Here is a 25,289-nt window from a genome sequence, read left to right as displayed (position 1 = left end):
AAATTATGGAAAATAAAAACAATCATTTATCCCCAAAACCTCTCTTCCTTATCCTGTTTATACTAATCGAAGTATTGGTAGTCTTAATTTTACCATTTCGTTTTGTTAGCGCTTCGGTCATTCTTTTAATGAATTTATGGGGCGTTCGCTATTGGTTGAAAATGAAACGCTGGCTTACTTTAAATAAACGTGAAAAAATCCAGCAGGCTTCGACCGTAGCCGAAACAAATCTGGCTTATGTCTCAGAAGTCATGCCTGTAGGAGTGATTGCTTATCAGCCATCAAGCCAAAAAATCGAATGGCTCAATCCTTTGGCATTGAAAGTCAAAGATCAAAGTGGATTAACAGAGGAAGAATTGTTAGATACTTTTTTTACTGCAAAAGAAAAAAAGAAAAACCAAGTCTATCTAGCAGATAAAACATTTCAGTTTGATATGGATACAGTAAAGGGTGTCGTTTATTTTAATGATATCACCCAAAACCAGTTATTGAAACTTCATCAGGCGAACAGTCAGCCAGTGATCGGTATTTTATCTATTGATAACTATGCAGATGCTATTGATAAATTGGATGACAAAGAGATTTCTTATTTGAACTCTTTCGTCACTACACTAGTTTCTGACTGGATGAATGAATACCATGTCTTTTTCAAAAGAATCAACGCAGAACGTTTTTTCTTCGTCGCGCAGATGATCGATCTGAAAAAGATGATGGATAAAAAATTTGATTTGTTGGACCGCTTTCGAGCAGAAGCTGAAAAACAGAGCTCGCCTATCACCCTGAGTATGGGGATCGCTTATGGCGCAAGATCCCTCGATGAAATCGGTGGAGAAGCTCAGAACAATTTAGATGTTGCTCTAGTCCGCGGAGGCGACCAAGTTGTCGTGAAAGAGGTAAAAGAAGGTGCGAAACCTGTTTATTATGGCGGTAAATCAGCTAAGAACGTCAAACGCACGCGCGTCCGTTCTCGAGCGATGAGTACTGCTTTGCGCCGGATTTTTGATGAAACAGGCGATGTGTTCATCATGGGACACAAATTTCCGGATATGGATGCTTTAGGCTCTGCTTTTGGTGTCAGTTGTCTTGCACGCTTCAACCAGAAAAAGGCTTATATCGTTATCAACGAGAACGAAATCATTCCAGATGTGGAACGTTGTCTCGAAGAAATCCATAAACATCCAGAATTAGAAATGCAATTGATCTCTCCAGAACGCGCCATAGAGCTGAAAAAAGAAGAAGACCTACTCGTGATGGTGGATTATCATAAACCTTCTCTATCGATCTCTCAGAGCCTATATGAGCAATTTGATAAGATCGTGATCATTGATCATCACCGCCGAGGGGAAGAGTTTCCAAGCAAGCCTTTGCTGACTTATATCGAATCTTCAGCCTCTTCCGCTTCAGAGCTAGTTTCTGAACTGATCCAATACCAAAGCAGCAAAACGAATCGCTTAGATCGCTTTGAGGCCACACTATTACTTGCAGGGATGGTTGTAGATACGAATAGTTTCAATGTTCGTACAACTGCACGAACTTTTGATGTTGCTAGCTATTTAAGGTCTTGTGGAGCAGACGCATCCTTAGTACAATATTTATTGAGCTCAGACTTAGCGACATACTTGGAAATCAGTCATTTGATTGCTGGAAGCGAGTATGTGACTTCTGATATTGTTGTGGCGGCAGGAACAGATGAAAAAGAGTATAATAGTGTCATAGCGGCAAAAACAGCAGATACACTGCTTTCGATGATCAATATCAACGCAGCTTTCGTCATTACGAAGCGGACAGACGGATTGATTGGAATCAGTGCCCGAAGTACCGGTACGATCAATGTCCAAATCATCATGGAATCCTTAGGTGGTGGAGGACACTTCACAAATGCAGCTACTCAACTGGAGAATACGACAGTTGAAGAAACAAAACAGAAGCTTTTTGCTGCAATCAAAGAAAATATGAATCAAATATATGATAAGGAGTAATCCAAATGAAAGTAATTTTTTTACAAGACGTAAAAGGAAAAGGTAAAAAAGGGGACATCAAAGAAGTTCCAGCAGGTTATGCACAAAATTATCTAATCAAAAATAACTTGGCAAAAGAAGCAACGAAAAGTAGTATCAGTCAGTTAGCTGGACAGAAGAAAGCCCAAGAAAAACACGAAGCTGAAATCTTGGAAGAAGCTAAAAAATTAAAAGAATTCTTGGAAAAAGAAGATACGGTAGTCGAGTTAAAAGCAAAAGCAGGGGAAGACAGCCGTTTGTTTGGATCGATTCCTTCAAAACAAATTGCTGAAGGGCTAAACAAACAATACAAAATAAAATTAGATAAACGAAAAATCGAACTAGAAAACCCAATCCGTTCACTAGGCTACACAAACGTACCTGTGAAGTTGCATCATGAGGTGACGGCTACGATCAAAGTTCATGTCGTACAAGAATAACAAGTCTTGATAGTGATGTTCAGCTGGTAAGAAGAACCAGAAGGAGAAAATACAAACCGAAATTTATCTGAGAAAAGCAGCTGCAGCAACAAAAGCACAAGCTGCATATCGATTTCAGATTGATTTCGGTTTCTTTTTTGAGAACAGTAAAATAGCATGAAGAAAACGAGTATAATAAAAGAGAGCTATTTTTTTATGATACTTTCGATGCGAATGATGACTTTTCCATCATTTTCTTGTAAAATGAAGCAATTGAAGACAAGGAGCGATACGTATGAATGAAGTGTGGCAGGATCGAATCCCACCGCAAAATATTGAAGCTGAACAAGCGGTTCTAGGCTCTGTTTTTCTTGATGCAGAAACGATCATTGATGCCATGGAGTACATAGAGCCAAAAGACTTTTATCGTCGCGGCCATCAAATTATTTTTGAGACAATGATCGAGTTGAACGATCGTAATGAAGCGATTGACGTTGTTACTGTTAAAGACCGGCTAGAACAAGCAAATTTGTTAGAAGATGCCGGTGGTTTAAGTTACCTATCAGATTTGGCTTTAGCAGTTCCGACAGCAGCAAATATCGTCTACTATGCGAAAATCGTTGAAGAAAAATCATTATTGCGTATATTGATTCAGACAGCAACAGGGATCGTTACAAAAGGATTCGAGCAAGGAGAAGAAGTTCAGACGATCTTAGATGATGCAGAACGCAGTATCTTGGAGGTTTCGGAAAAAAGAAATCGAAGCGGCTTTTTATCCATTGCTGAAGTACTGAACTCAACGATTGAAAATATCGATCGACTAGCTCAAAACAATGAAGAAATCACAGGCCTACCAACTGGCTATCAAGGTCTGGACAAAATGACAGCAGGTTTCCAGCCCGAAGAACTAATCATTCTGGCTGCCCGTCCAGCGGTAGGTAAAACAGCGTTCGCATTGAATATTGCTCAAAATGTAGGAACCAAAACAGATCGTTCTGTTGCGATATTCAGTCTGGAAATGGGGGCGGAATCTCTTGTAAATCGGATGCTTTGTGCAGAAGGTTCGATTGAAGCTAGCCATTTGCGTACAGGTCAGCTTTCGGAAGAAGAATGGTCGAATCTGATCGTTGCGATGGGAAGTCTTTCTCGAGCAAATATTTTTATCGATGATACACCAGGGATCAAGATCTCTGAGATCCGCGCGAAATGTCGGAAACTAGCGCAAGAAAAAGGCAACCTAGGCTTGATATTGATCGATTATTTGCAGTTGATTGAAGGGAACGGTAAAGAGAACCGTCAACAAGAAGTATCAGATATCTCCCGCCAACTGAAAAAACTGGCAAAAGAACTGAAAGTACCTGTCATTGCTCTTTCGCAGTTGTCTCGTGGAGTAGAACAGCGACAAGACAAACGTCCAGTACTAAGTGATATTCGTGAATCCGGATCAATCGAACAAGATGCGGACATCGTAGCCTTCTTGTATCGGGATGATTATTATGAAAGAGAAGGCGGAGATGACGATGATGGAAATGAGCCAAAAAATGATAACGTCATCGAAGTCATCATCGAGAAGAACCGAAGCGGTGCGCGAGGAACAGTTGAACTGCTGTTTATCAAAGAATACAATAAATTTTCGTCGCTTTCGCCAAGAGAAGAATTTTAAAGAATAGGTTGTGAAAGCAGCGTTCAGCCTTGCGCAATGACCAAGGGCACTCGTATAAGATGCGACGAGTAACTGCAAGAGTGACTAGAGCACTTAATTAAAACAGATCTCCAAAGGGATTGTGACAAAAGTCTTGTCACAATCCCTTTTTCCGAATAAACGGTGTTCAATCAGCTGACCCTTGGTATTAGCTCAGCAAACGGCAAAATATGAGGAACTATTTTGACGTTTGTTTCTCTAATACTCAGGTCAGAACGCTGATTTCACAACCTCTTCCTTAAACGGTATTCAAAAGCTTGCATCTGCGGTAATAAGCCCAACCAAACGAAAAATAGGAGGAGCTATTTTTGTTTGGCTGTTCTTATGACTTGATGCAGAGAAGCTTTTTCACAACCTCTGATTCACGGTGTTCCAGAAGTAGCTTCTTCGGAAATAAGTCGAAATTTCACAAAAATATGAGAAGCAATTTTCGTAAATTCCTTCTTATTTCTTGAAGCTGACCACTTCTGTCACAACCTCTTTTTTAATAATCATTCTAAAAGGATAAAAGTTCGTTTTTTAAGCGTTTTTATAAAATAAAAATAAAAATCATTCGATTTTATTTGAATTATGTATCTATTATTGATACAATGGTTCAGGATTAAATAATATAGAACGAGGTGTTCACATGTCATCTGTAGTAGTAGTAGGTACGCAATGGGGCGATGAAGGGAAAGGAAAAATCACAGACTTTCTCAGTGAAAATGCTGAAGTGATTGCACGGTACCAAGGTGGCGACAATGCAGGGCATACAATCAAATTCAATGGTGTGACTTATAAACTGCATTTGATTCCTTCTGGGATTTTTTATAAAGACAAGATCAGTGTGATTGGAAACGGCGTCGTAGTCAATCCTAAATCATTGGTCAAAGAATTAGCTTATTTACATGAAAAAGGTGTAGAAACAAGTAATCTGCGTATTTCTGACCGCGCACACGTAATCTTGCCTTATCATATCAAATTGGACCAATTACAAGAAGATGCGAAAGGTGAAAACAAAATCGGTACAACGATCAAAGGAATCGGACCAGCTTATATGGATAAAGCCGCTCGTGTAGGTATCCGCATCGCAGACTTATTGGATAAAGAAATTTTTGAAGAACGTCTTCGTTTGAATCTAGATGATAAAAACCGTCAATTTGTAAAAATGTTTGATTCAGAACCACTTGATTTTGATGATATTTTTGAAGAATATTATGAATATGGTCAACAAATCAAACAATACGTCACAGATACTTCGGTTATCTTGAATGACGCCTTAGATGCAGGTAAACGCGTGTTGTTTGAAGGGGCACAAGGAGTCATGTTGGATATCGATCAAGGAACCTATCCTTTTGTTACTTCTTCTAATCCAGTAGCCGGTGGTGTTACAATCGGAAGCGGTGTAGGACCTTCAAAAATCAATAAAGTCGTCGGCGTCTGCAAAGCCTATACGTCACGTGTCGGTGATGGACCATTTCCAACTGAACTATTTGATGAAACAGGTGAACAAATCCGCAAAGTAGGACGAGAATACGGTACGACAACAGGACGTCCTCGTCGTGTCGGCTGGTTTGATTCTGTAGTTATGCGCCATTCTAAACGGGTTTCAGGTATTACCAACCTATCTTTAAACTCAATCGATGTATTAAGTGGATTGGAAACCGTAAAAATTTGCACGGCTTATGAATTAGATGGCGAACTAATCTACCACTATCCAGCAAGCTTGAAAGAGTTGAACCGCTGCAAACCAATCTATGAAGAGTTGCCAGGCTGGTCAGAAGATATTACAGGATGCAAAACACTTGCAGAACTGCCAGAAAACGCACGTAACTATGTACGTCGTATCTCAGAGCTTGTTGGTGTACGTATCTCAACATTTTCTGTCGGACCTGATAGAACACAAACAAACATCTTAGAAAGCGTCTGGGCGCAAATCTAAGGATAAAAACGACGACTGAATCAGGACGTTCTTACCAGAGCGAGTCGAAGTGTTTATCTATACGATAATAATCACTTGAAGAGGTAGTGAAAGAGACGTTTAGCCTTATTGCCGATAGGCTGTCTCTTGAACACTGTTTATTCAGAATATAAGGGACTGTGACAAAAGTCTTGTCGCAGTTCCCTTTTTTTGAATAAACAGTGTTCTCCTGCCAACTCCTCGGTCACAAGTCACAATATCATCAAACATGAGAAGCTGTTTTTTTGAAATTGCTCCTTGTGACTCGGAGTGAAACGGCAGGTTCACGACCTCTTTCTTAAACGGTGTTCAAAAGCTTGCATCTACGGCACTAAACCCAATCAGATGAAAAATATGGCGTGCTATTTTTATCTGATTGTTCTTACTGCTTGATGCAGAGAAGCTTTTTCACAACCTCCTAAACGGTGTTCCAGAAGTAGCTTCTACGGAAATAAGCCGAAATTTCACAAAAATTTGAGAAGCAATTTTCGTAAATTCCTTCTTATTTCTTGAAGCTGACCACTTCTGTCACAACCTCTTATTTTGATTAGAACTTGCGAAAATAAACCGGTAAAAGTGTGTCTAGCGCAAGAGATTTGCTATAATAGACGATAAGGGTAAAATGTAACGAGAAGGGGTTGAAAAATGTGTATCAAATTGTAACAGATTCTTGTTGTGATCTGCCATACCATGTATTAGCAGAAGAAAAAATTGATTTTTTATCAATGAATCTCCAATTGAATGATCAAGAGTTAGTAGATGATCTCGGAAAGACATTCAATTATGACCGCTACATGAATCAGCTGAAAAATGGTGCGATGCCTACGACATCACAAATCAATGTTGGCCGATATTTAGAATTTTTCCGTTCTTATGCGGAAAAACAGATTCCTGTCTTATATGTGGCTTTTTCCAGTGGATTAAGCGGCTCTTACAGCAGTGCGCTTCAAGCTGTTGAATTACTGAAGGAAGAATATGAAGACCCTGAGATCTATGTTTTTGATACAAAAGCTGCAAGTATCGGGGAAGGGCTTTTAGTATTGGAAGCTGCAAGATTGAAAAAAGAAGGGAAAAGTATCGAAGAAACCCTAGAGTGGCTGGAAAAAAATTATTTGAAAGTCCATTCATGGGTAACTGTAGACGATTTGAAGTATCTAGAACGAGGCGGTAGAATTTCCAAAGCAAGTGCTACTCTGGGCAGTCTATTGAGTGTAAAGCCTATTATTACGGTAGATAAAGAAGGAAGGCTGACGAATGTTGACAAAGTTCGCGGAAGGAACAAGTCGATCCAGACAATCGTCAATGAGACAGTAAAAACAATCGTTGCGCCACTTGATCAAATCGTTTATGTGGCTTACGCTGGGGATCTAGAGAGCGCGGAGAAGGCAAAACGGCTTTTGGAAGAGCAGATAAAGATGAAAGATGTGAAGCTTTATCCCTTAGGACCAACGATCGCCAGTCACACAGGCTATGGCTGTATCGCGATTTTTTCGATGGGAATCAGTCGATAAAAGAAGTAACTCTTTCTGTAAAAAAGCCCAGGATTTGAATGTAACAAAAATAGCGACTCTTAAAAGATAGATGAGCATCCTATCTCTTAGTGGTCGCTGTTTTTTTGTTTTTTAAGCTAAATAGGCCATTACGCCCATAACTCGTTCAATTGTTTTTGAATATCTGTGTTTTCCAAGAATTCATCATATGTCGTATCTGCCCGATCAATCACACCTTTATCTGAAAGAGCAATGATCCGGTTTGCCAATGTTTGGATAAATTGATGGTCATGAGAGGCAAACAGGATCGAGCCAGTAAATGCCATCAAGCCGTCATTCAATGCGGTGATTGATTCTAAGTCTAAATGGTTCGTTGGATCGTCTAATACAAGTACGTTAGCTTTCGAAAGCATCATTTTTGAGAGCATGCAACGGACTTTCTCTCCACCAGATAAAACATTCACTGGTTTCAATACTTCTTCACCAGAAAACAGCATTCTTCCTAAGAAACTTCTTAAGAAGGTGTTGTCATCTTCTTCTTTACTTGCATATTGGCGCAACCAGTCTAAAATCGTTAGATCCGTGTCGAATTCTTTCGTTGTATCCTTTGGTAAATAAGAATGACTTGTTGTTACTCCCCAACGTACTGTTCCAGTATCTGGTGTAATTTCACCCATAATAACTTTGAATAGCGTCGTTGTTGTTATATCATTTTCTGCGACAAAAGCAACCTTGTCTTCTTTGCTTAAATTAAAAGATATATCATCTAAAATTTTCTTTCCATCAATCGTTACACTTACATTTTCTACCTGCAATAAGTCGTTTCCGATCTCACGTTCAGGTTTGAATCCAACGAATGGGTAACGTCTAGAAGAAGGCTGGATATCGTCCAAAGTAATTTTTTCAAGCATTTTTTTACGTGAAGTTGCTTGTTTTGATTTTGATGCATTCGCACTAAAGCGAGCAATGAATTCTTGAAGCTCTTTGATTTGTTCTTCTTTTTTTGCATTTGCATTCGCTTGGAGCTTAGCCGCCAATTGACTAGATTCCAACCAAAAATCATAATTTCCTACATAAAGTTTGATTTTACCAAAATCCAGATCCGCCATATGTGTACATACTTTGTTCAAAAAGTGACGGTCATGGGAGACAACGATCACAGTATTTTCAAAATTGATCAAAAATTCTTCCAACCAATTGATCGATTGGATATCCAGACCGTTTGTTGGTTCGTCTAGTAAAAGAACATCAGGTTTACCAAATAGTGTTTGTGCTAACAACACTTTTACCTTTTGTCCGCCAGTCAATTCACTCATTTGCTGATGGTGCAATTCTTCAGGGATGTTCAGACCTTGCAGTAAAACAGCTGCTTCTGGTTCTGCTTCCCATCCATTAAGCTCAGCAAATTCTCCTTCTAATTCAGCTGCTCGAATACCATCTTCGTCAGTGAAATCTTCTTTCATGTAAATCGCATCTTTTTCTTTCATCACTTCATACAGACGCTTGTGCCCCATGATGACTGTTTCAAGTACAGTATAGTCTTCATAGTCGTAATGGTTCTGTTTCAATACGGCCATCCGTTCATCTGGTCCCATAGTAACGGAACCTGTGGAAGGCTGCAGATCCCCTGATAACACTTTAAGGAACGTTGATTTACCTGCACCATTTGCACCAATCAAGCCATAGCAGTTTCCGGGGGTAAATTTAATATTCACATCATCAAATAGTTTGCGGTCTGAAAAGTGCAAACTCACATCATTTACAGTAATCAATTTTTTTCCTCACTTTTATCATTATTAGTTTTTGACAAGTCTTATAGAATTATATAGGGGAAAGGTAAAAGATTCAAGGCAATCGAACATTCTTTGTGTTTCACGTGAAACAGAATGAAGAAAATAAACATAAAAGAGGAGTAGAAATAGCTGCTATAGGATTTTTTAGTTTGCAACAGCATAATTTTTGACGTTATTTATAAGAGGGAGTACTATAAAACTGTAAAAGAAATGAAAGAAGGATTGAAAATGGATGAAAAAAGAACCATCGACTGGGGCTCATTGATTTTGGGAATTTTATTTGTACTTGTCTCATTGTTATCATTTCAAGACCCTGTCGGAAATTTAGTTGCAATTGTAGTAGTCTTTGCGATTTTTGCCTTTATTAAAGGGATATTTGAACTATTTGTACGTAACAGATTAAAAGAGCTAACAGGATATAAAGGAAAGATGCCCTTAATAATCGGGATCATCGATATTCTAGTTGGCGTCTTTTTCTTATTCAATATTGGTGCAGGAGTCGCAGCATTACCTTTTGTTTTTGCAGTATGGTTTATTGCTGATTCCGTTTTAGCGTTATTTACTGCTGACTTGGCAAGAGGAGTAAGTGAAGGATATTATTGGTTTACGATCATCGTCAATATTTTAGGAATTTTATTAGGAATTTTCTTATTGTTTAATCCAATTTCTTCTGCGTTGACATTAAGCTTTTTAGTTGGGTTCTATTTTATGTTATTCGGCATCACACATATCGTCTATGCGTTTAGATAAGTGAAATCAATCAAATAAAAAAGCCAGCTTCCGGTAACAGTTTGACTGTTGCAATTGGTAGCTGGCTTTTTTATTATGGACAAATATGCACGAGGTAATCTTTAGGTATCGAGACAAATTTATGCAAAAATGTGAAAAGCAATAGGCACAAATTTTATCTTATTACTCGAAGCATAGCGCAGTTGTCACAACCTCTTTTCATATAATTCATTCAATACTGGCAAATCATGGACTTCATATTTTTCTTTGAATGCTTGGATTTCTTCTTCAGAATATTTTCTTGGATCTAAATGAAGATCTTCTACTGGCAATGGACGCTTATTATTGATTTTCACATCGATCACTACAGGACGGTCTGATTTTGCGGCTGCATCAAAGGCAAACCGAAGTTGCGAGTATTCTGTGACTGTAAAGCTTTTTGCACCGAGGGCTTCTCCAACTTTACCGAAATCTGCATCTTCTAAAAATACACCGAATTTCTTTTGTTCCGTATCTTCTTGTTCTGCTTCGATGAAACCAAAAGAATCATTAGAAAAAACAACATTGATAATTGGAAGCTGATATTTGACTTGTGTAATGATATCTTGCATGACCATAGCAAATCCGCCATCACCACTTAAGGTAAATACTTGTTTTTCTGGGTAGCTTAGTTGTGCGGCAATTCCTCCAGGCACACCATTACCCATAGTTGCGAACCATCCAGAGGTTGTATGTTTTTGTTTACCGTTCATATTTAATAAGCGAATAGAATGGATAGTCGTGTTACCGACATCTGTGACGAAAATCGCATCGTCTTCAGCAATCCGATTGATTTCTTTATAGACAGCCTCTGGTCGAATCGGTTCTTCCTCACGATCTTCAAAAGATTTCAACCAATTTACCCATTTTTCTTTATTTTCCTGATTTGCTAGGTACCAGCTATCAGCAGGACGAGCATCACCTAATTCGACCAGTCTTTGCAAAGCTGTGTTTGCATCACCGAGAATCGACAGCGATGTTTCATGGCGCCGTCCGAATTTTGACGCATCAATATCGATTTGGATAAATTCAGCAGTTGGATTAAAAAATGCACGTCCAAACGGGAAGTCGCTACCGACAAATAAGATCAGATCGGCTTCTGCCAATGCTTCATTTCCGGGTTTAGTAGCGACACGTCCAGCAAAACCAAGAAAGTTTTCATAATCATCAGGAATAATTCCTTTTGCTAGAACGGAAGCGACAATAGGAACTGAAAAATGTTCTGAGAATTCTTTGATTTGCGGAAATCCGTTTCGCGTTCCTTGACCAACATAAAGAACTGGTTTTTTTGCTTTTTCAAGATAAGGCAAAGCAGTCAGCAAATCTTTTTCTTCTGGTAATATCACACTTGTTTTGTGAGTGTGAGCAGTAGAGAAAGGTTGTTCATCAATTTCTTCAAAACCAAGATCAACAGGAATCGTCACGATAGCCACACCTTTATGCTCATAGGCGGCTTTAATGGCTTCATCTACGACATGTGGAAGACTTTGGGGCGTCATGACTGTACGATTGTATACGCTGACATCTGCGAAAATAGGATTTTCGTTTAATTCTTGGAAAGAGTTATAGTTCATGGATGTAGAAGCAACTTGTCCTAAGAACGCTACTAGAGGCACATGGTCCATCTGTGCATCATACAAACCATTGATCAAATGTGTCGCACCAGGTCCTGCAGAGCCGAAGACAGCGCCGACTTTCCCGGTTAATTTTGCATCTGCGGCTGCTGCTAGTGCACCGACTTCTTCATGACGGACTTGAATATATTTGATTTCGTTTTTTTCGTGATATAGCGCATCCATAATCGAATTGAAAGATCCTCCGGGAATGCCATAAATATGGTCGATACCCCAGCTTTCAAGAACTTTTACCATTGCGACTCCTGCATTGATTTTTGACATGGTGTTTCACTCCTTTAGCAATGATGATCCATAAATTTTTTGTATCTAGAGTATAGAACTTTTTATCGAAAATCCCAACTAATTCGTCTTTTCACAAAAATGTAGTCATGTTTTTGGGAATATGCTAGAGTAGTACATAAATAGATTCAAGAGAGGGGAATGGCATGGTTGAATGGCTATTGAGGCTTGATCCTTGGCAGCAAGCACTTGCTGGGACAGCTTTCACTTATTTTATGACAGCTCTTGGTGCCGGATTGGTTTTTTTCTTTAAAGAAATCAAAAAAGAAGTGCTAAATTTGATGTTAGGATTTGCTTCTGGTGTCATGATTGCTGCAAGTTTTTGGTCCTTGCTCGATCCAGCGATTACAAAAGCAGAAGAAAATGGAGATATTGCTTGGCTAGTTGTAAGTATTGGATTTGGTTTAGGTGGGGTGTTTTTATATATGGCAGATAAAACACTGCCCCATATGCATTTTGGACCGCAACATGAAGCAGAAGGATTGCCTACCCATTTAAAGCGGACAATCTTGCTTGTTTTTTCTATTACATTGCATAATGTTCCCGAAGGTTTAGCCGTAGGGGTAGCATTCGGTGCAGCAGCAACTGCGGATAATCCGACAGCCGCTATACTAGCCGCTGTTTCGGTGGCGCTAGGTATTGGTATCCAAAACTTCCCAGAAGGAGCAGCTGTATCAATCCCATTGCGACAAGAAGGTCTGAGCCGTAAAAAGGCCTTTGTTTACGGACAAGCTTCTGGAATCGTTGAACCAATCGCTGGGGTGATTGGCGCACTACTAGTAACGAAAGTGGAGCTGCTGCTTCCTTATGCACTTGCTTTTGCTGCAGGAGCGATGATTTATGTCGTGGTGGAAGAATTGATTCCCGAAGCACAGCAGACATTGTCTAGCAAACGTCATTTTGCAGTTTTTGGTGTTATGAGCGGATTTATCATTATGATGATCTTGGATGTAGCATTAGGATAATTGGGAAAATTCATATATGATATATCAAATAGGGTCGCGAACTTATGTCGCGACCCTATTTTTAAGTAAGTTATATCATAACGGAGTGATCATGTGATTCATTAATAATAGTTTTTTCGATGTGTATTGCCTTTGATCCAACGAACGAGCCAGATGATAAGTGCGATCGGAATCAAAACTTTGACCGCAAACCATAAAAGGCCACTTACGACACTAACAAAAAGACTGATGACAAAGCTAGCGGCAATCAACACTAAAAGAACCATGAAGATATTTAAGAACATATTTTTTTGACGCATACAAAACCCTCCTCTTGTTCATTCTTTACTATAGAAAAAGTATAACAGGGATTCTCTAAAAACACCTCCAACTGCAGACTGATTTTTACTTCATCTACTTAAATGATCAAACAATTGCTTTTTCCCTTGTTTATCATCTAAAATAGAGCGGAAAAGGAGGAGAATATCATGCCTAAAAATCGTCTTGAAGCATTTACAGATGCTGTAATCGCCATTATCATGACTATTTTAGTTTTAGAACTTCATGAACCTAACGGAGATACGTGGGAGGCGCTCGCTGCATTAGGTTACCGATTTTTTATCTATATTGTCAGTTTCATCATCTTAGCGATTTACTGGAACAATCATCATCATTTATTTCAAGTTGTACATAAGATAAATGGACGGGTCTTATGGGCGAACAGTTTCTTTATTTTTGCGCTTTCACTTTTTCCATTTGCCACTTCATGGATTAGTGAGTACATCAATAGTCTGGCTCCAGAAATGACTTATGGTTTTGTTACCTTGACCGCTAACATTGCGTATTATATCTTGGCAAAAGAACTTGTCAAAGCAAATAAGGGTCACGAGAAAGCATTGAAGACGATGCTGAATGATTACAAGAAATCATACTTATCGATTGGCTTGAATGTTTTAGGAATTGTCTTAGGCTATTTAGTAGCGCCAGTAGCCGTGCTGATCGCAAACATCGTGATTCTGGCTGCTTGGATCATCCCAAGCCGTACCATTGAATCACAATATCGATAAAATGATCCGTGTTTAAAATTTAAGAGAAAAATATAGAAAAAATAAACAAACGATCAAATATCCGAGTGATACTAGTATTCAAAGAGGGATGCAGATGGATCAAAAAAGACTTCATGTAGGACTGATTACTAGTTTTGTCACGATGCTTATTTATTTGGATCAAGGTCATTTGACTTGGACAGTAGTTGGTGTCACGGTATTTTTGACATTATTCGCAGCAATAAAAAAATAAACATCTTTATGTAAGCTAATATTCTATCTATTTAATAAAAACAGGTTTACAGCAGAATCATACTGCTGTAAACATGTTTTTATTTGTGGAAAAAATTTTTAAAAAAGTGTATCGAAAAAAATCGTTAGTTTTTCCACAGTGGATAACTTTATGATAGCTAAAAAAACAATAGATTAGTTAAAGGAGGCATATAGATTTCTTTTGTCAGGGGATATACAATAGAAATGAATAAATATTAACAAGAGTTCAGATGGGGTTAAAAAAGTAAATTCAGAAGAGTGAAAAATAACGAACCAACTATATTTTACATGTTATTTAATAGTTAAAAAATAACGATACACTTGTTTTGATTTCTCTGCTACTTCTAAAAACTGCTACTTTTTCCTTTGAAATGCCTTCAAAAAGTAGGATCAGGTAAAATCTACTGGCAGAAATCAAGGAAAAAGATACCTTCATAAGAGAGAAAAATGATAGAAAAGAAGAAAAATTATTTATAGAACAAGCTTTTTACAATAAATAGATATACCTATATGGGGTATAAAGAAGAACGAAAATTTCTCAATCGATTTAAGTGTCGAATAGGAAAATGTTAAGATATAAAGCATTTAAGCTAAAAAAATAATCATTTTTGATTAAAATGCGTACTTAAATTATGAAGGAGTTATGATAATACTTGTTTTTCAATGAAAAGGACATTTCATTGATGTAATTAATCTGAAAATAGACATAACCGTTACTTTACTATTTTTTGATAAAAAACAAAGGGAAACATATCCTGACTGCTTCAATGTGTAAGATGTATACTCCAAATAGCAGAGGTGAAAATCGATTTTTTTGAGAATCAATAATTGAATAAAAAAGGACTGTCATAGGTACACACTGGAATGTATCTGTGACGGTCCTTTTTTATGAACGATTTTATCGAAGACGGATAGTACGTGTCAAAAATAAAAAAGCTACGATTAGAAATAACAATAAAACGTACCCCAAAATAACGGCTAGGCGATCCAACTTATTTGTCGATAGGTGTTTGTTTAAAAGCTGATAGAACCATAATCCAATCAGACCTCCTGTTGTATTAGTAATTACATCAGTGATATCCGCTACACCAATACCGAATAGGAATTGAATAAACTCTGCGAAGAAGCTTACAAGGAAAATGATCCCTAATTTTTTAGAAAAGGAAAGCCCTTTGAAATTGACATTCAAAAGCACCCCAAAAGGAAAAAAGACAATGAAGTTATAAGTGGTCTCGCGCAAAACCGTCGTATTTTCAAAAGAAAAAGTAGAAAAAGGGACGAGATTGACATTGCTGTAAGAATAAGTGAGAAATTGTGGAAGATTAAATGATAGCTTGAATAAAATCAACCATAATAGAAAGAATAAATAAATCCCTAATAAAAATTTTGATATATACCGCATAGACATCTCCTCCATCTAAAAAGTATACCATCGAAAACCGCTGAAAAATCATAAAAAAGTATGAAGTTTAAGGACCAACGTAGTTATCGTACGAAAATTAGAAGCTTTTTTTGTTGGGAATCCGGTTTCTTTTAAATGAGTTTAAAATGAGAAAACGTTCAAATATATAACTTAAGTAATTTTTATTCGTTCGCTTTTTCCTCTCAAAGATTATTTTTAATAATTATATAAACTACATGCATATATATATTATTTTTCGTATAAAAGTGGGATATGCTATACATAAAAAAATTATGGAAAGATAATTCTTTCAACGCTTTTTTCTTCGAGTACATTCGTTTTACGCTTATTACATTAATGATATTTATTTTTTTATTTTCTTAATGATAAAAAGAAAAAGTTAGATAATTGCATATATAGTTATATATATAAATTTCAGATAATTCGAATTATTTTGCTGAATCACCTTGACATTGCCTAACGCCAAATGTATTATTTCAATAACTTTCATTATCTTTTAATTATTTCAGGTGATTTATTAATTAAATATGTTGCGCAATTATCTGGTTAATAGGGGTTGAAAAGGGTGAAAGCAGTATAAATAAGAGGGGGATATACATTATATGAAAAAAGTTTTAGCTTTGCTTCTAGTAAGTGCCGTTATGCTGGGAGCATGCGGGAGTAATGCAAAAGGGTCTAGCTCTTCAAAGAAAAGTGACCTTGTATCAGAATATAGTTCTGTATATGTAACAGATCTTGAAACGCTAGATTACACATTCTCATCCCGTAAAACGAATAGTGACCACTATACTAACTTTGTGGAAGGTCTTTTGGAAAATGACCAATACGGGAACCTGAAAGGCGATATGGCTAAGTCATGGGAAGTTAGTGATGACGGGTTGACTTATACGTATCATCTTCGCAAAGGTGTTCCTTGGGTGGATAGTGAAGGAAATGAGTATGGGGCTGATGTGACAGCAAATGACTTTGTTACTGGGTTGAAACACGCGGTAGATGTACAATCAGAAACGTTATATATCGTGGCAGATAGTATCAAAGGCTTATCTAATTATATAGATGGTAAAACGAATGATTTTTCTACTGTTGGGGTAAAAGCAGTAGATGACTATACGTTGCAATACACATTGAATAAACCTGAACCATTCTGGAACTCAAAAACGACTTATGGTATCTTATATCCAATCAATGAAGAGTTCCTAAAATCAAAAGGGAAAGATTTCGGTAAACCAACACCAGACTCCATCCTTTATAATGGACCCTTCATCCTTGCAAACAATACAGCTAAATCAGTTATCGAATATACGAAGAATGAATCTTATTGGGATCCTAAAAATGTCCATTTAGACACAGTAAAATGGACCTACAATGATGGAAGTGATCCCGATGGGTTATTTAAATCTTACGAAAATGGAGAATTATCTCTTGCTCGTGTTTATCCAAATTCACCAGGATATAAAGACGTAACAAAAGCTTATCCAGATGGTGTGACTTGGTCTCAAACAGGTGGATCCACATACAATTTAACATTTAACTTTAACCGAGGTACATTTGATGCAACTTCAAAAACAACAGATAAAGAAAAAGAAGATACACAGAAAGCTATTTTAGACCGCAATTTCCGTTTAGCTATTCTATTCGGATTTGATAAGAAAAGCTATAACGCACAAAGTGTAGGAGAAGAAGGAGCCACTAAAGCATTACGTAATACACTTGTTCCTGCCGATTTTGTAGAAATTGGCGGAAAACCTTACGGTGATACAGTGGCAAGTAAATTAAAAGCACTGGATTCCGATGCTTTTGGCGATGTAAATTTATCTGATGGACAAGATGGGTATTATAACGCAGACAAAGCCAAAGAATATATGGAAAAAGCAAAAACAGAACTAGAAGCAAAAGGTGTGCAATTCCCTATTCATTTAGATATGCCAGTTGAGGAAACTTCTGAGATTAGTGTCAACATGGTCAAATCTTTGAAAAAATCAGTGGAAACTTCTTTAGGATCAGATAACGTAGTGGTTGATGTTCAACTATTGAATGAAGATAAATATTTAGCTGCTACTTATCAAGCAACGACCGGACAAGCTGGCGACTTTGACATTACAAATGCCTCTGGTTGGGGTCCAGACTACACTGATCCATCTTCTTACTTGAATATCTATGATTCACGCAAAGGGGATATGATCCATACACTTGGACTGGAAGCTTCTGCCGTAGTACAAGGAACGGATCCATCAACTGCTGCGAAAAAAGCAATCAACTTGTCTGAATACGACGCATTATTGGATAAAGCCGCTGCTATCACTGATGATTTAGATGCTCGTTATACTGCTTATGCAGATGCAGAAGCTTGGTTGTTAGATAATGCTTTGCAAGTACCAATTTATGCAGATGGTGGGACGCCGCGTGTCACAAATGTAGTACCATTTAGCGGACCATATGGTTGGGCAGGTATTGCTGCAAACAAATTGAAATATGTAGAAGTACAAAGCGATATCGTCACAACAGATCAATACGACAAAGCGAAGAAAGCTTGGGAAACGAAAAAAGAAGAAACTGCGAAAGAAGCAGAAACAACAAGTTCTAAGTAATTTAGCTGAATGAATAGTAAAAAAGGCTTTCAATTTCTATTGTAGCCTTTTTTACTTATATGATGAAAGAGAGGGAAAATTGTGAAAAGATACCTTTTATTTAGGGTCCTGCGCTCTATACTTAGTATTTTTCTTGTAACTACCTTAACCTATGCGGTGATCTATTCACTTGTTCCGAGAAAAACGATATTTCAAAATGATGTGAATTACGGAAAATTAAAGGCAAAACCAGATGAACTGGCAGATTATGAAAATACAGCCTTCAGCAAGATGGGTTATATCGAATACCACACGACGAAAGAACTGAAAAAAGAAGTAGGAAGCAGTTCATCAGAAAAAGCCTCTTCTGAGCAGTTAGAAGAAAAATACCAAGATTGGGCGAAGAAAAATGGTTGGACGCTCAAACAATTTCCAATCAGCAAAGAATATTATGCGACAAAAGATATTCCATTAGTAAAACGCGTAGTGAATTTCTATGCGAATATGATCCAAATCGATCACCCATGGAAAGTAAAAGATGCCAGCAATCCTAACTTAAAACATTCTCTGCGTATCGAAAACGATGAATTGGTCGGTTGGGCACTTGTCGGTTCAGGAACACAATATAAATACCAAATCTATTTCAATGGACAATTTCCTTATATCCATCAAAATATCGTTCATTTGAATCTAGGCACTTCATATCCGACATTTGCCGGACAAGCGGTAACAAGCATCATCTCAGGAGGACAAGGGAAAACAGAAAGTACAGAGATAACATTTAATGATGATTTTACAGCGCGCTCTTCTGCTAATATCTATCTCCGTCAATATCAGAAAACAAAAAACATCTCTTCACGAGACAAAAAATATTTTTCTGATAATTACGTCATCACAGACACGAATCACCAAGACCCATCGATGATCGGTACATCATTTCGTATGGGAGCTGTCGCTGTTATTATTGCTTATGCGATCGGTATACCTGCTGCGATGTTGATGGCTCGTTACAAAGGAAAGATACCAGATAAAGCAGGGATCGCTATCGTAACGGTGCTGATCTCCGTGCCAAGTCTAGCCTTTATCTATTTCTTCCGATTTATTGGAAGCAGCTGGTTTTCTTTGCCAGATTCCTTCCCAGCATTGGGCGCACAAGATATTCGCTCCTATATATTACCGACAGTGATTCTAGGACTATTGTCTGTTTCTGGAATCGTTATTTGGCTGAGACGTTACATGATCGACCAACAGTCTTCCGATTATGTTAAATTTGCGAAAGCAAAAGGTTTGAATGCGAAAGAAATTGCTAGAAAACACATTTTCAAAAATGCAGCTATCCCAATCGTCAATGGGATTCCAGGAAGTATCATCGGAGCGATTGCTGGGGCGACGATCACAGAAACAGTGTTTGCTGCACCAGGTATGGGGAAAATGCTACCTGATGCGATCATTACCCATAACAATCCATTAGTTATCGCAATCGTTTTTGTCTTTACCACAGTATCCGTATTTTCAATCTTAGCCGGGGACATTGCGATGGCATTAGTCGATCCGCGAATCAAACTATCGTCAGGAGGAAAATAGCTTGGAAAATGTGAAAACAGAACAAATGAACGAATTCATTTTTGTAGAAACGAATTCGTTAGCTTCAGAAAAGATTGATACGCCGAAGTATTCGTATTGGCGTTCGGTCATGCGTAAATTCTTTTCAAACAAAGTTGCGATTTTTATGCTGATACTGATGCTGGCTGTCTTATTGATGAGCTTTATCCAGCCATTATTCAGCGGATACAAATTTATGGATGTAAAAGATATCAATGATTTTACGAAACGCTATAATCCACCAAGTGCAAAATTTTGGTTTGGTACGGATGCTAACGGCATGTCCTTATTCGATGCAGTTTGGGCAGGGGCAAAAACATCAATTTCCATCAGTGTCATTGCTACATTGATCACTACAGTTATTGGTGTAGTAGTAGGGGCGATTTGGGGAACATCGAAAGCAATTGACCGTTTCATGTTGGAAATTTACAACATCATCTCGAATGTGCCAACTTTACTGATCGTTATCGTTCTCTCGTATACATTTGGTTCCGGATTTTGGAATTTGATTTTTGCGATGTGTGTGACGAGCTGGCTGAGCGTAGCTTACTTTATTCGGGTACAAGTCATGATCATCCGCGACCGCGAGTATAATTTAGCCTCAAAAACACTAGGAACACCGACCTTGCGGATGATTTTTCGTAATATCCTGCCTTATCTGATTTCTATCATCGTGACAGATGTATCTAGAGCGCTACCTTCGTTTATTTCATATGAAACCTTTCTTTCATTCTTAGGCGTTGGGTTAAGCAGTGATGTTCCTTCCCTCGGACGATTGATCGCAAAATATACGAATAACATGAGCAATTACCCTTATCTTTTCTGGATTCCTGTGACTGTACTGGCGTTAGTTTCTGTTTCTTTATACATCGTAGGACAAACTCTTGCAGATGCGGCAGATCCAAGAACACATATTTAGGAGGCAAACAATGGAGAATCAAACAATTTTATCAGTAGAAAACATCTCGGTCAGCTTCCATGTTCGTCACCGTGAATTAAAAGCGATCAGAAATGTCTCATTAGAGCTAAAAGAAAAAGAAACATTAGCCATCGTTGGTGAATCAGGATCAGGAAAATCAGTTCTGACAAAAACATTCACCGGGATGCTGGAACAAAACGGCAATATCACTTCAGGAACGATCCGCTATAAAGACAAGATATTAAGCGAATTGAAAAAGGATGAAGAATGGGAAGATATTCGGGGAAAAGAAATCGCGACGATCTTCCAAGATCCTATGACTTCACTGAATCCTATCAAAACAATTGGCTCACAAATCTCAGAAGTCATCATCAAACACCAGAAGAAATCAGCGAAAGAAGCGAAACGCTTAGCTGTCGAATTGATGGAAAAAACAGGAATCCCTAATGCGGCAAAAAGATATGATGAATATCCTTTCCAATACTCTGGTGGGATGAGACAACGGATCGTCATTGCTATTGCATTGGCTTGCCGACCTAAAATCTTGATTTGTGATGAACCGACAACCGCTTTGGATGTAACGATCCAGGCACAAATCTTGGAACTAATCAAAGAGCTTCAGGAAGAATATCAATTCACAACGATTTTTATCACCCATGATTTGGGCGTTGTCGCGGCTATAGCAGACAAAGTAGCTGTTATGTATGCTGGACAGATCATCGAAAGCGGAACAGTTGAAGAAATTTTTTATGATCCAAAACATCCCTACACATGGAGCTTGCTTTCTTCTTTGCCACAATTAGCACAAAAAGGAGATGTGCTTTACTCTGTACCAGGAACACCACCTTCTTTATATAAAGATATCCAAGGAGATGCTTTTGCGCCTCGCAGCGCCTATGCGATGAAGGTCGATTTTACTAGTGAACCGCCTATGTTCCAAGTATCCGAAACCCATTTTGCGAAGACTTGGCTGCTGGATCCTCGTGCACCGAAAGTACTTAAACCAAAACAAATCGAAAATCTTCATGAAAAAATGATTGCTTTGGCTGCAGAATTGGATAGTGAAGAGCAAGACGGGGGGAAGCAAGTTGTCAGCTGATAAAAAAACTTTGTTAACTGTAAAAGATTTAGAAATCACTTTTGGGGAAGGAAAAAGCAAGTTCGTAGCTGTCCAAGACGCCAACTTTGATATTTATAAAGGAGAAACGTTCTCTCTCGTAGGAGAATCTGGTTCAGGCAAAACGACGATTGGCAGAGCAATCATTGGGTTAAATCCGACAAGCAAAGGGGATATTCTCTTTGAAGGGAAAAAGATCAATGGACCCTTGTCGAAAAAAGAACAAGCAGAAAAAATCCGTAAGATCCAAATGATATTCCAAGACCCATCCGCATCGTTGAACGAACGGGCAACAGTAGAATATATTATCTCAGAAGGCCTCTATAATTTTAACCTGTTTCACTCGGAAGAAGAACGCTTGGAAAAGGTGGCAAAAATCATCAAAGAAGTCGGACTACTTCCAGAGCATATGTACCGCTATCCTCACGAATTTTCCGGCGGTCAAAGACAACGGATCGGGATCGCTCGGGCATTAGTGATGGAACCTGAATTAGTCGTAGCAGACGAACCAATCTCTGCTTTAGATGTTTCGATCCGTGCGCAAGTGTTGAACTTACTGAAAGATGCACAAAAAAAACGAGAAGTGACATATCTTTTTGTCGCTCATGATCTATCAGTCGTACGTTTTATTTCAGATAGGATCGCTGTGATCAGACAAGGACATATTTTAGAACTAGCTGAAACGGAAGAGTTATTCAACCATCCGCTTCATCCATATACAAAGGCATTGCTTTCAGCTGTGCCTATACCAGATCCTATTTTAGCAAGGAAAAGAAAATTACATGTGTATGATCCTAGCATACATGATTATACAAAAGACGGTCCGGTTTTCGAGGAAGTACGCCCCGGACATTTTGTATACGGGAATCAAAAAGAATTAGAAGCGTATCGAAAATTGTGAGATCTGCAGTTTGACTGGACACCGAAAGTCAGGTGATCAAACATGATAGTTAATCGATATTTTGGTAAAAGCAAGGGGAAGACAGAGGAGTCTTACCCCTTCTTAGTCCACAAAGGGGTGGATGAATTGGAGGATTGTTTATTTTGTAAAATAGTGAATGGAAGATTGCACCGAAGAAAAATAGTTGAGAGTGAAAATATTCTTGTATTTTTAGATAACGCAGGAGATGTCGATGGTCATATGATCGCTCTAGTCAAAAAACATCGGGTCAATTTAATTGATTGCGAGCAAGAACTATTTATCGAATTGATGAACGTCATTCGAGCGGTTTCTCTTCATTGCGTCGAAAATTGCGGTTTTGATGGCGTCAATTTGATTAAAGCAGAAGATGAGACAGTAGAAGAACATGTCTCTCACCTTCATTTCCATATTATTCCTAGAAAAAAACAAGATGGGGTGGATGCTTGGCCCTTATTTACCGGCGCGATGAATGATTTAGAGACTATGCACCAGCTTCTTGATATGAGACAAAGGACAGGAGAAAAATCCAGTGCATAAAAGAGAAGAATGTACGCTCTTAGATACGATTCATTCGGTTTTTAATAAAAAAAGATAAGGTAGCGAGTTGCTTAGAAAACTTGCTACCTTATCTTTTTTTGTTAATACGACTCGAATGTTCGTTCTTTGTTTTGACTTTTCCAAGCCTTTTTCTTCTTGATACTAATTTTATGAAAAATCAAGAAATAATTGTTATACTAGGTAATGCTGACAAACGGGATTGGTATTTCATTTTGATTCAGCTTCTTTTCAAATCACTAGGAAGGAGGGATAGATTGTTCAAGACTTATTTTCGTTTCAATAAAATACAAGATAATCCTTTTCGTATCATGAACCTGATGCTACTTATCTTTATCGTATTATGGTTAGGTTACATAAATCATGACTTTTTGATTTCAAGTTTTTCATCATTAGGGATCTTTACTTTTTTCTATTATCAAAACATACCGATGAAATCTTTGCTGAAACGTATGTTTTTGATCGGTTGTGGACTTTTGTTTGCTTTCGTTCTAGGGATTTTGTCAACTTATGTTTTATGGCTTGAACCATTTGCTGTAGCTTTGGTTGCTTTTTCCAGCAGATTCGTGTTGCGATTATTCCATATCTCTAAACCAGGTGGCTTGTTTTTTGCGATGCTTTCTGCCATGGGAACGAGTATGCAGCTGCCAATCGCTCAATTACCGATCGTCTCGCTTTATTTTTTTATGGGTGTCGTTTTTGCCCTGATTGCGGCAGTGATTACAAAATTACTGGATTCACGACCTGAGCAGACAATTGAAAAAGCGACTCTAAAAGAAAGGTTTCATGAAGAGCCTTTGGTGATCATTGATTCTGTTTTCTACAGTGCCGCCTTGTTTCTGTCCGTTTATGTCAGTCATGGCTTGAATCTGCATAATCCTTATTGGTTGACCTTGTCATGTGCATCGATTTTGCTGGCGGAAAATTTGGATGCGATGAAGCATCGACAAGTCCAATATCTGATTGGATCGATGGGTGGGTTATGTGTGTCAGCAGTCTTGTCATTTGTGCCGTTCACGCAACTGCAGACGATTTTTCTGATTACGTTTCTTTACGGAATCGCACAATTTCTAGTTGCTAGAAATTACGCAGTTGCTAATATTTTTCTTAATCCCATGGCGTTGATGCTATCTACACTTATTCGCGGGGCCTATCTGATGTCTTTGATCGAATATCGTTTTTTAGGAATCATCATAGGAAGTTTCATCGGTTTAGGTGTTGCGTGGGTAATGAATGTCGGGCTGCAACATTATTTAAATGTCGTTCGAAAGAAATTAGAATAGAAGGACAAATAGAAGTATATGTGCTAAAAAAGGTTGTGAAAAAGTCATTTTCACAACCTTTTTCTTAATACTCAAAACTGAGCGGCTTTTTCACAACCTCAATTAATCGAATGATACTTCAAAGCGGACAGAAGTAGGAAATTCCGCAATGATTTCGTTTAATATAGTTGGTTTCACGTTTTTTACCTCTTGTCTGTGTTTCCAAACTGGTCGCACTTTTTCTTCTGATGCAACGATTTTATGTCTATCCGAGTGAGCTACACGTTTCAAAAGATAAACGAAATTGATTTGCTGATAGGTTTTATCTGTGTTTTCTTCAATTGAAAAGGTACTTTCAATAAGGGCAAGCAAACGGACGATTTTTGTTTCATAACCAGTTTCCTCTAGCATCTCGCGAACAACGGCTTGTTGACTTGTCTCAAAACGTTTGACCGCTCCGCCAGGCAATACTTGGATGCCATGTTCATTGTTTTCCCTGCTCAAAAGAATAGCATCTGTTTCCTCATTCCATAAAATTCCAGATGCCCGTATATCAAATTGAAAATTCTCTTCTACCATACGCAAATCATTTGTTTCCATTCCAACGCCCACCAATCTTTTTCGCAAAAAAATTT

The 25,289-nt window shown here is 38.1% G+C and carries 21 protein-coding genes; 16 read left to right on the top strand and 5 right to left on the bottom strand.

Annotation, left to right across the window (positions count from 1 at the left end; genetic code table 11):
• The first annotated feature begins 5 nt into the window (after nt 1-5).
• From AB3I00_RS04540 to AB3I00_RS04520, 5 genes are all read left to right on the top strand, one after another.
• Nucleotides 6-1,979, top strand: a complete 1,974-nt coding sequence (locus tag AB3I00_RS04540) for a DHH family phosphoesterase (protein WP_070769974.1) — start codon at nt 6-8, stop codon at nt 1,977-1,979.
• Between the two features lie 5 nt (nt 1,980-1,984).
• A complete protein-coding gene (gene rplI, locus AB3I00_RS04535) occupies nt 1,985-2,437 on the top strand; it encodes a 50S ribosomal protein L9 (RefSeq protein ID WP_002288372.1) in 453 nt (150 codons plus the stop codon).
• Between the two features lie 274 nt (nt 2,438-2,711).
• Nucleotides 2,712-4,079, top strand: a complete 1,368-nt coding sequence (dnaB, locus tag AB3I00_RS04530; RefSeq protein ID WP_368024811.1) for a replicative DNA helicase — start codon at nt 2,712-2,714, stop codon at nt 4,077-4,079.
• A gap of 667 nt (nt 4,080-4,746) precedes the next feature.
• A complete protein-coding gene (locus tag AB3I00_RS04525; protein WP_002309895.1) occupies nt 4,747-6,039 on the top strand; it encodes an adenylosuccinate synthase in 1,293 nt (430 codons plus the stop codon).
• Nucleotides 6,040-6,704: 665 nt separating this feature from the next.
• Complete coding sequence (locus AB3I00_RS04520; RefSeq protein ID WP_002316532.1) at nt 6,705-7,568, top strand: DegV family protein; 864 nt, start codon at nt 6,705-6,707, stop codon at nt 7,566-7,568.
• A 128-nt stretch (nt 7,569-7,696) separates the two neighbouring features.
• On the opposite strand, the gene AB3I00_RS04515 is transcribed toward AB3I00_RS04520, so the two are convergent.
• A complete protein-coding gene (locus AB3I00_RS04515) occupies nt 7,697-9,319 on the bottom strand; it encodes an ABC-F family ATP-binding cassette domain-containing protein (RefSeq protein ID WP_070770272.1) in 1,623 nt (540 codons plus the stop codon).
• Nucleotides 9,320-9,568: 249 nt separating this feature from the next.
• Here AB3I00_RS04515 and AB3I00_RS04510 point away from each other — a divergent pair, with 249 nt between their 5' ends.
• Entirely contained in the window at nt 9,569-10,090 is a 522-nt protein-coding gene (locus AB3I00_RS04510) for an HdeD family acid-resistance protein (protein ID WP_002309892.1), read from the top strand.
• Nucleotides 10,091-10,275: 185 nt separating this feature from the next.
• Here the strand turns inward: AB3I00_RS04510 and spxB are convergent, their stop codons facing one another.
• Nucleotides 10,276-12,006, bottom strand: coding sequence for a pyruvate oxidase (spxB, locus tag AB3I00_RS04505; RefSeq protein ID WP_002329771.1), 1,731 nt, complete (start codon nt 12,004-12,006; stop codon nt 10,276-10,278).
• Nucleotides 12,007-12,170: 164 nt separating this feature from the next.
• Here spxB and AB3I00_RS04500 point away from each other — a divergent pair, with 164 nt between their 5' ends.
• Entirely contained in the window at nt 12,171-12,989 is an 819-nt protein-coding gene (locus AB3I00_RS04500) for a ZIP family metal transporter (protein ID WP_002292643.1), read from the top strand.
• A gap of 101 nt (nt 12,990-13,090) precedes the next feature.
• Here the strand turns inward: AB3I00_RS04500 and AB3I00_RS04495 are convergent, their stop codons facing one another.
• Nucleotides 13,091-13,288, bottom strand: a complete 198-nt coding sequence (locus AB3I00_RS04495) for a hypothetical protein (RefSeq protein WP_002309889.1) — start codon at nt 13,286-13,288, stop codon at nt 13,091-13,093.
• Between the two features lie 168 nt (nt 13,289-13,456).
• On the opposite strand from AB3I00_RS04495, the gene AB3I00_RS04490 reads away from it, so the two are divergent.
• Both AB3I00_RS04490 and AB3I00_RS04485 read left to right on the top strand, forming a co-directional pair.
• Nucleotides 13,457-14,035: a TMEM175 family protein gene (locus tag AB3I00_RS04490; protein ID WP_002292646.1), complete on the top strand. Its 579-nt coding sequence runs from the start codon at nt 13,457-13,459 to the stop codon at nt 14,033-14,035.
• A 94-nt stretch (nt 14,036-14,129) separates the two neighbouring features.
• Nucleotides 14,130-14,267, top strand: coding sequence for a hypothetical protein (locus AB3I00_RS04485; RefSeq protein ID WP_002319331.1), 138 nt, complete (start codon nt 14,130-14,132; stop codon nt 14,265-14,267).
• A 918-nt stretch (nt 14,268-15,185) separates the two neighbouring features.
• On the opposite strand, the gene AB3I00_RS04480 is transcribed toward AB3I00_RS04485, so the two are convergent.
• Nucleotides 15,186-15,689, bottom strand: coding sequence for a VanZ family protein (locus tag AB3I00_RS04480; protein WP_024635751.1), 504 nt, complete (start codon nt 15,687-15,689; stop codon nt 15,186-15,188).
• A gap of 623 nt (nt 15,690-16,312) precedes the next feature.
• Between AB3I00_RS04480 and AB3I00_RS04475 the strand changes: the two genes are divergently transcribed.
• From AB3I00_RS04475 to AB3I00_RS04445, 7 genes are all read left to right on the top strand, one after another.
• Nucleotides 16,313-18,298: a peptide ABC transporter substrate-binding protein gene (locus AB3I00_RS04475; RefSeq protein ID WP_368024810.1), complete on the top strand. Its 1,986-nt coding sequence runs from the start codon at nt 16,313-16,315 to the stop codon at nt 18,296-18,298.
• Between the two features lie 81 nt (nt 18,299-18,379).
• Nucleotides 18,380-19,861 carry an ABC transporter permease gene (locus AB3I00_RS04470; RefSeq protein ID WP_368024809.1) on the top strand — a complete coding sequence of 494 codons (1,482 nt, stop codon included), beginning with the start codon at nt 18,380-18,382 and terminating at the stop codon, nt 19,859-19,861.
• 25 nt (nt 19,862-19,886) lie between these two features.
• The gene (oppC, locus tag AB3I00_RS04465) at nt 19,887-20,798 is read left to right on the top strand and encodes an oligopeptide ABC transporter permease OppC (RefSeq protein ID WP_047928056.1); all 912 of its coding nucleotides are present in this window, start codon (nt 19,887-19,889) and stop codon (nt 20,796-20,798) included.
• Nucleotides 20,799-20,808: 10 nt separating this feature from the next.
• Nucleotides 20,809-21,897 carry an ABC transporter ATP-binding protein gene (locus AB3I00_RS04460; RefSeq protein WP_002292656.1) on the top strand — a complete coding sequence of 363 codons (1,089 nt, stop codon included), beginning with the start codon at nt 20,809-20,811 and terminating at the stop codon, nt 21,895-21,897.
• Nucleotides 21,887-22,816 carry an ATP-binding cassette domain-containing protein gene (locus AB3I00_RS04455; RefSeq protein ID WP_002292658.1) on the top strand — a complete coding sequence of 310 codons (930 nt, stop codon included), beginning with the start codon at nt 21,887-21,889 and terminating at the stop codon, nt 22,814-22,816. Before AB3I00_RS04460 ends, AB3I00_RS04455 begins: the two co-directional genes overlap by 11 nt.
• Nucleotides 22,817-22,942: 126 nt before the next feature.
• Entirely contained in the window at nt 22,943-23,374 is a 432-nt protein-coding gene (locus AB3I00_RS04450; protein ID WP_002336611.1) for an HIT domain-containing protein, read from the top strand.
• Between the two features lie 275 nt (nt 23,375-23,649).
• Nucleotides 23,650-24,675 (top strand): FUSC family protein, encoded by a 1,026-nt coding sequence (locus AB3I00_RS04445; RefSeq protein WP_002313933.1) that lies wholly within the window; start codon nt 23,650-23,652, stop codon nt 24,673-24,675.
• 102 nt (nt 24,676-24,777) lie between these two features.
• Here AB3I00_RS04445 and AB3I00_RS04440 read toward each other — a convergent pair whose 3' ends face one another.
• On the bottom strand, nt 24,778-25,254 hold the full coding sequence (locus AB3I00_RS04440; RefSeq protein WP_123838208.1) for an NUDIX domain-containing protein: 477 nt from the start codon (nt 25,252-25,254) through the stop codon (nt 24,778-24,780).
• Between the last annotated feature and the right edge of the window lie 35 nt (nt 25,255-25,289).

The sequence above is a fragment of the Enterococcus sp. C76 genome, assembly GCF_040886985.1.
GTDB classification, from domain to species: Bacteria; Bacillota; Bacilli; order Lactobacillales; family Enterococcaceae; genus Enterococcus_B; species Enterococcus_B lactis.
The sequence above is the reverse complement of the archived record's forward strand: the minus strand, read 5'-3'. Positions and strand labels throughout refer to the sequence as shown.

What these genes read in the sequence shown, in the direction of transcription:
- AB3I00_RS04485 (WP_002319331.1), top strand. Translation starts at nt 14,130, where the DNA reads ATGGATCAAAAAAGACTTCATGTAGGACTGATTACTAGTTTTGTCACG.
- AB3I00_RS04510 (WP_002309892.1), top strand. Translation starts at nt 9,569, where the DNA reads ATGGATGAAAAAAGAACCATCGACTGGGGCTCATTGATTTTGGGAATT.
- AB3I00_RS04480 (WP_024635751.1), bottom strand. Translation starts at nt 15,689, where the DNA reads ATGCGGTATATATCAAAATTTTTATTAGGGATTTATTTATTCTTTCTA.
- AB3I00_RS04495 (WP_002309889.1), bottom strand. Translation starts at nt 13,288, where the DNA reads ATGCGTCAAAAAAATATGTTCTTAAATATCTTCATGGTTCTTTTAGTG.
- dnaB (WP_368024811.1), top strand. Translation starts at nt 2,712, where the DNA reads ATGAATGAAGTGTGGCAGGATCGAATCCCACCGCAAAATATTGAAGCT.
- AB3I00_RS04460 (WP_002292656.1), top strand. Translation starts at nt 20,809, where the DNA reads ATGGAGAATCAAACAATTTTATCAGTAGAAAACATCTCGGTCAGCTTC.
- AB3I00_RS04440 (WP_123838208.1), bottom strand. Translation starts at nt 25,254, where the DNA reads ATGGAAACAAATGATTTGCGTATGGTAGAAGAGAATTTTCAATTTGAT.
- AB3I00_RS04525 (WP_002309895.1), top strand. Translation starts at nt 4,747, where the DNA reads ATGTCATCTGTAGTAGTAGTAGGTACGCAATGGGGCGATGAAGGGAAA.
- AB3I00_RS04475 (WP_368024810.1), top strand. Translation starts at nt 16,313, where the DNA reads ATGAAAAAAGTTTTAGCTTTGCTTCTAGTAAGTGCCGTTATGCTGGGA.
- oppC (WP_047928056.1), top strand. Translation starts at nt 19,887, where the DNA reads ATGAACGAATTCATTTTTGTAGAAACGAATTCGTTAGCTTCAGAAAAG.
- AB3I00_RS04500 (WP_002292643.1), top strand. Translation starts at nt 12,171, where the DNA reads ATGGTTGAATGGCTATTGAGGCTTGATCCTTGGCAGCAAGCACTTGCT.
- AB3I00_RS04490 (WP_002292646.1), top strand. Translation starts at nt 13,457, where the DNA reads ATGCCTAAAAATCGTCTTGAAGCATTTACAGATGCTGTAATCGCCATT.
- rplI (WP_002288372.1), top strand. Translation starts at nt 1,985, where the DNA reads ATGAAAGTAATTTTTTTACAAGACGTAAAAGGAAAAGGTAAAAAAGGG.
- spxB (WP_002329771.1), bottom strand. Translation starts at nt 12,006, where the DNA reads ATGTCAAAAATCAATGCAGGAGTCGCAATGGTAAAAGTTCTTGAAAGC.
- AB3I00_RS04540 (WP_070769974.1), top strand. Translation starts at nt 6, where the DNA reads ATGGAAAATAAAAACAATCATTTATCCCCAAAACCTCTCTTCCTTATC.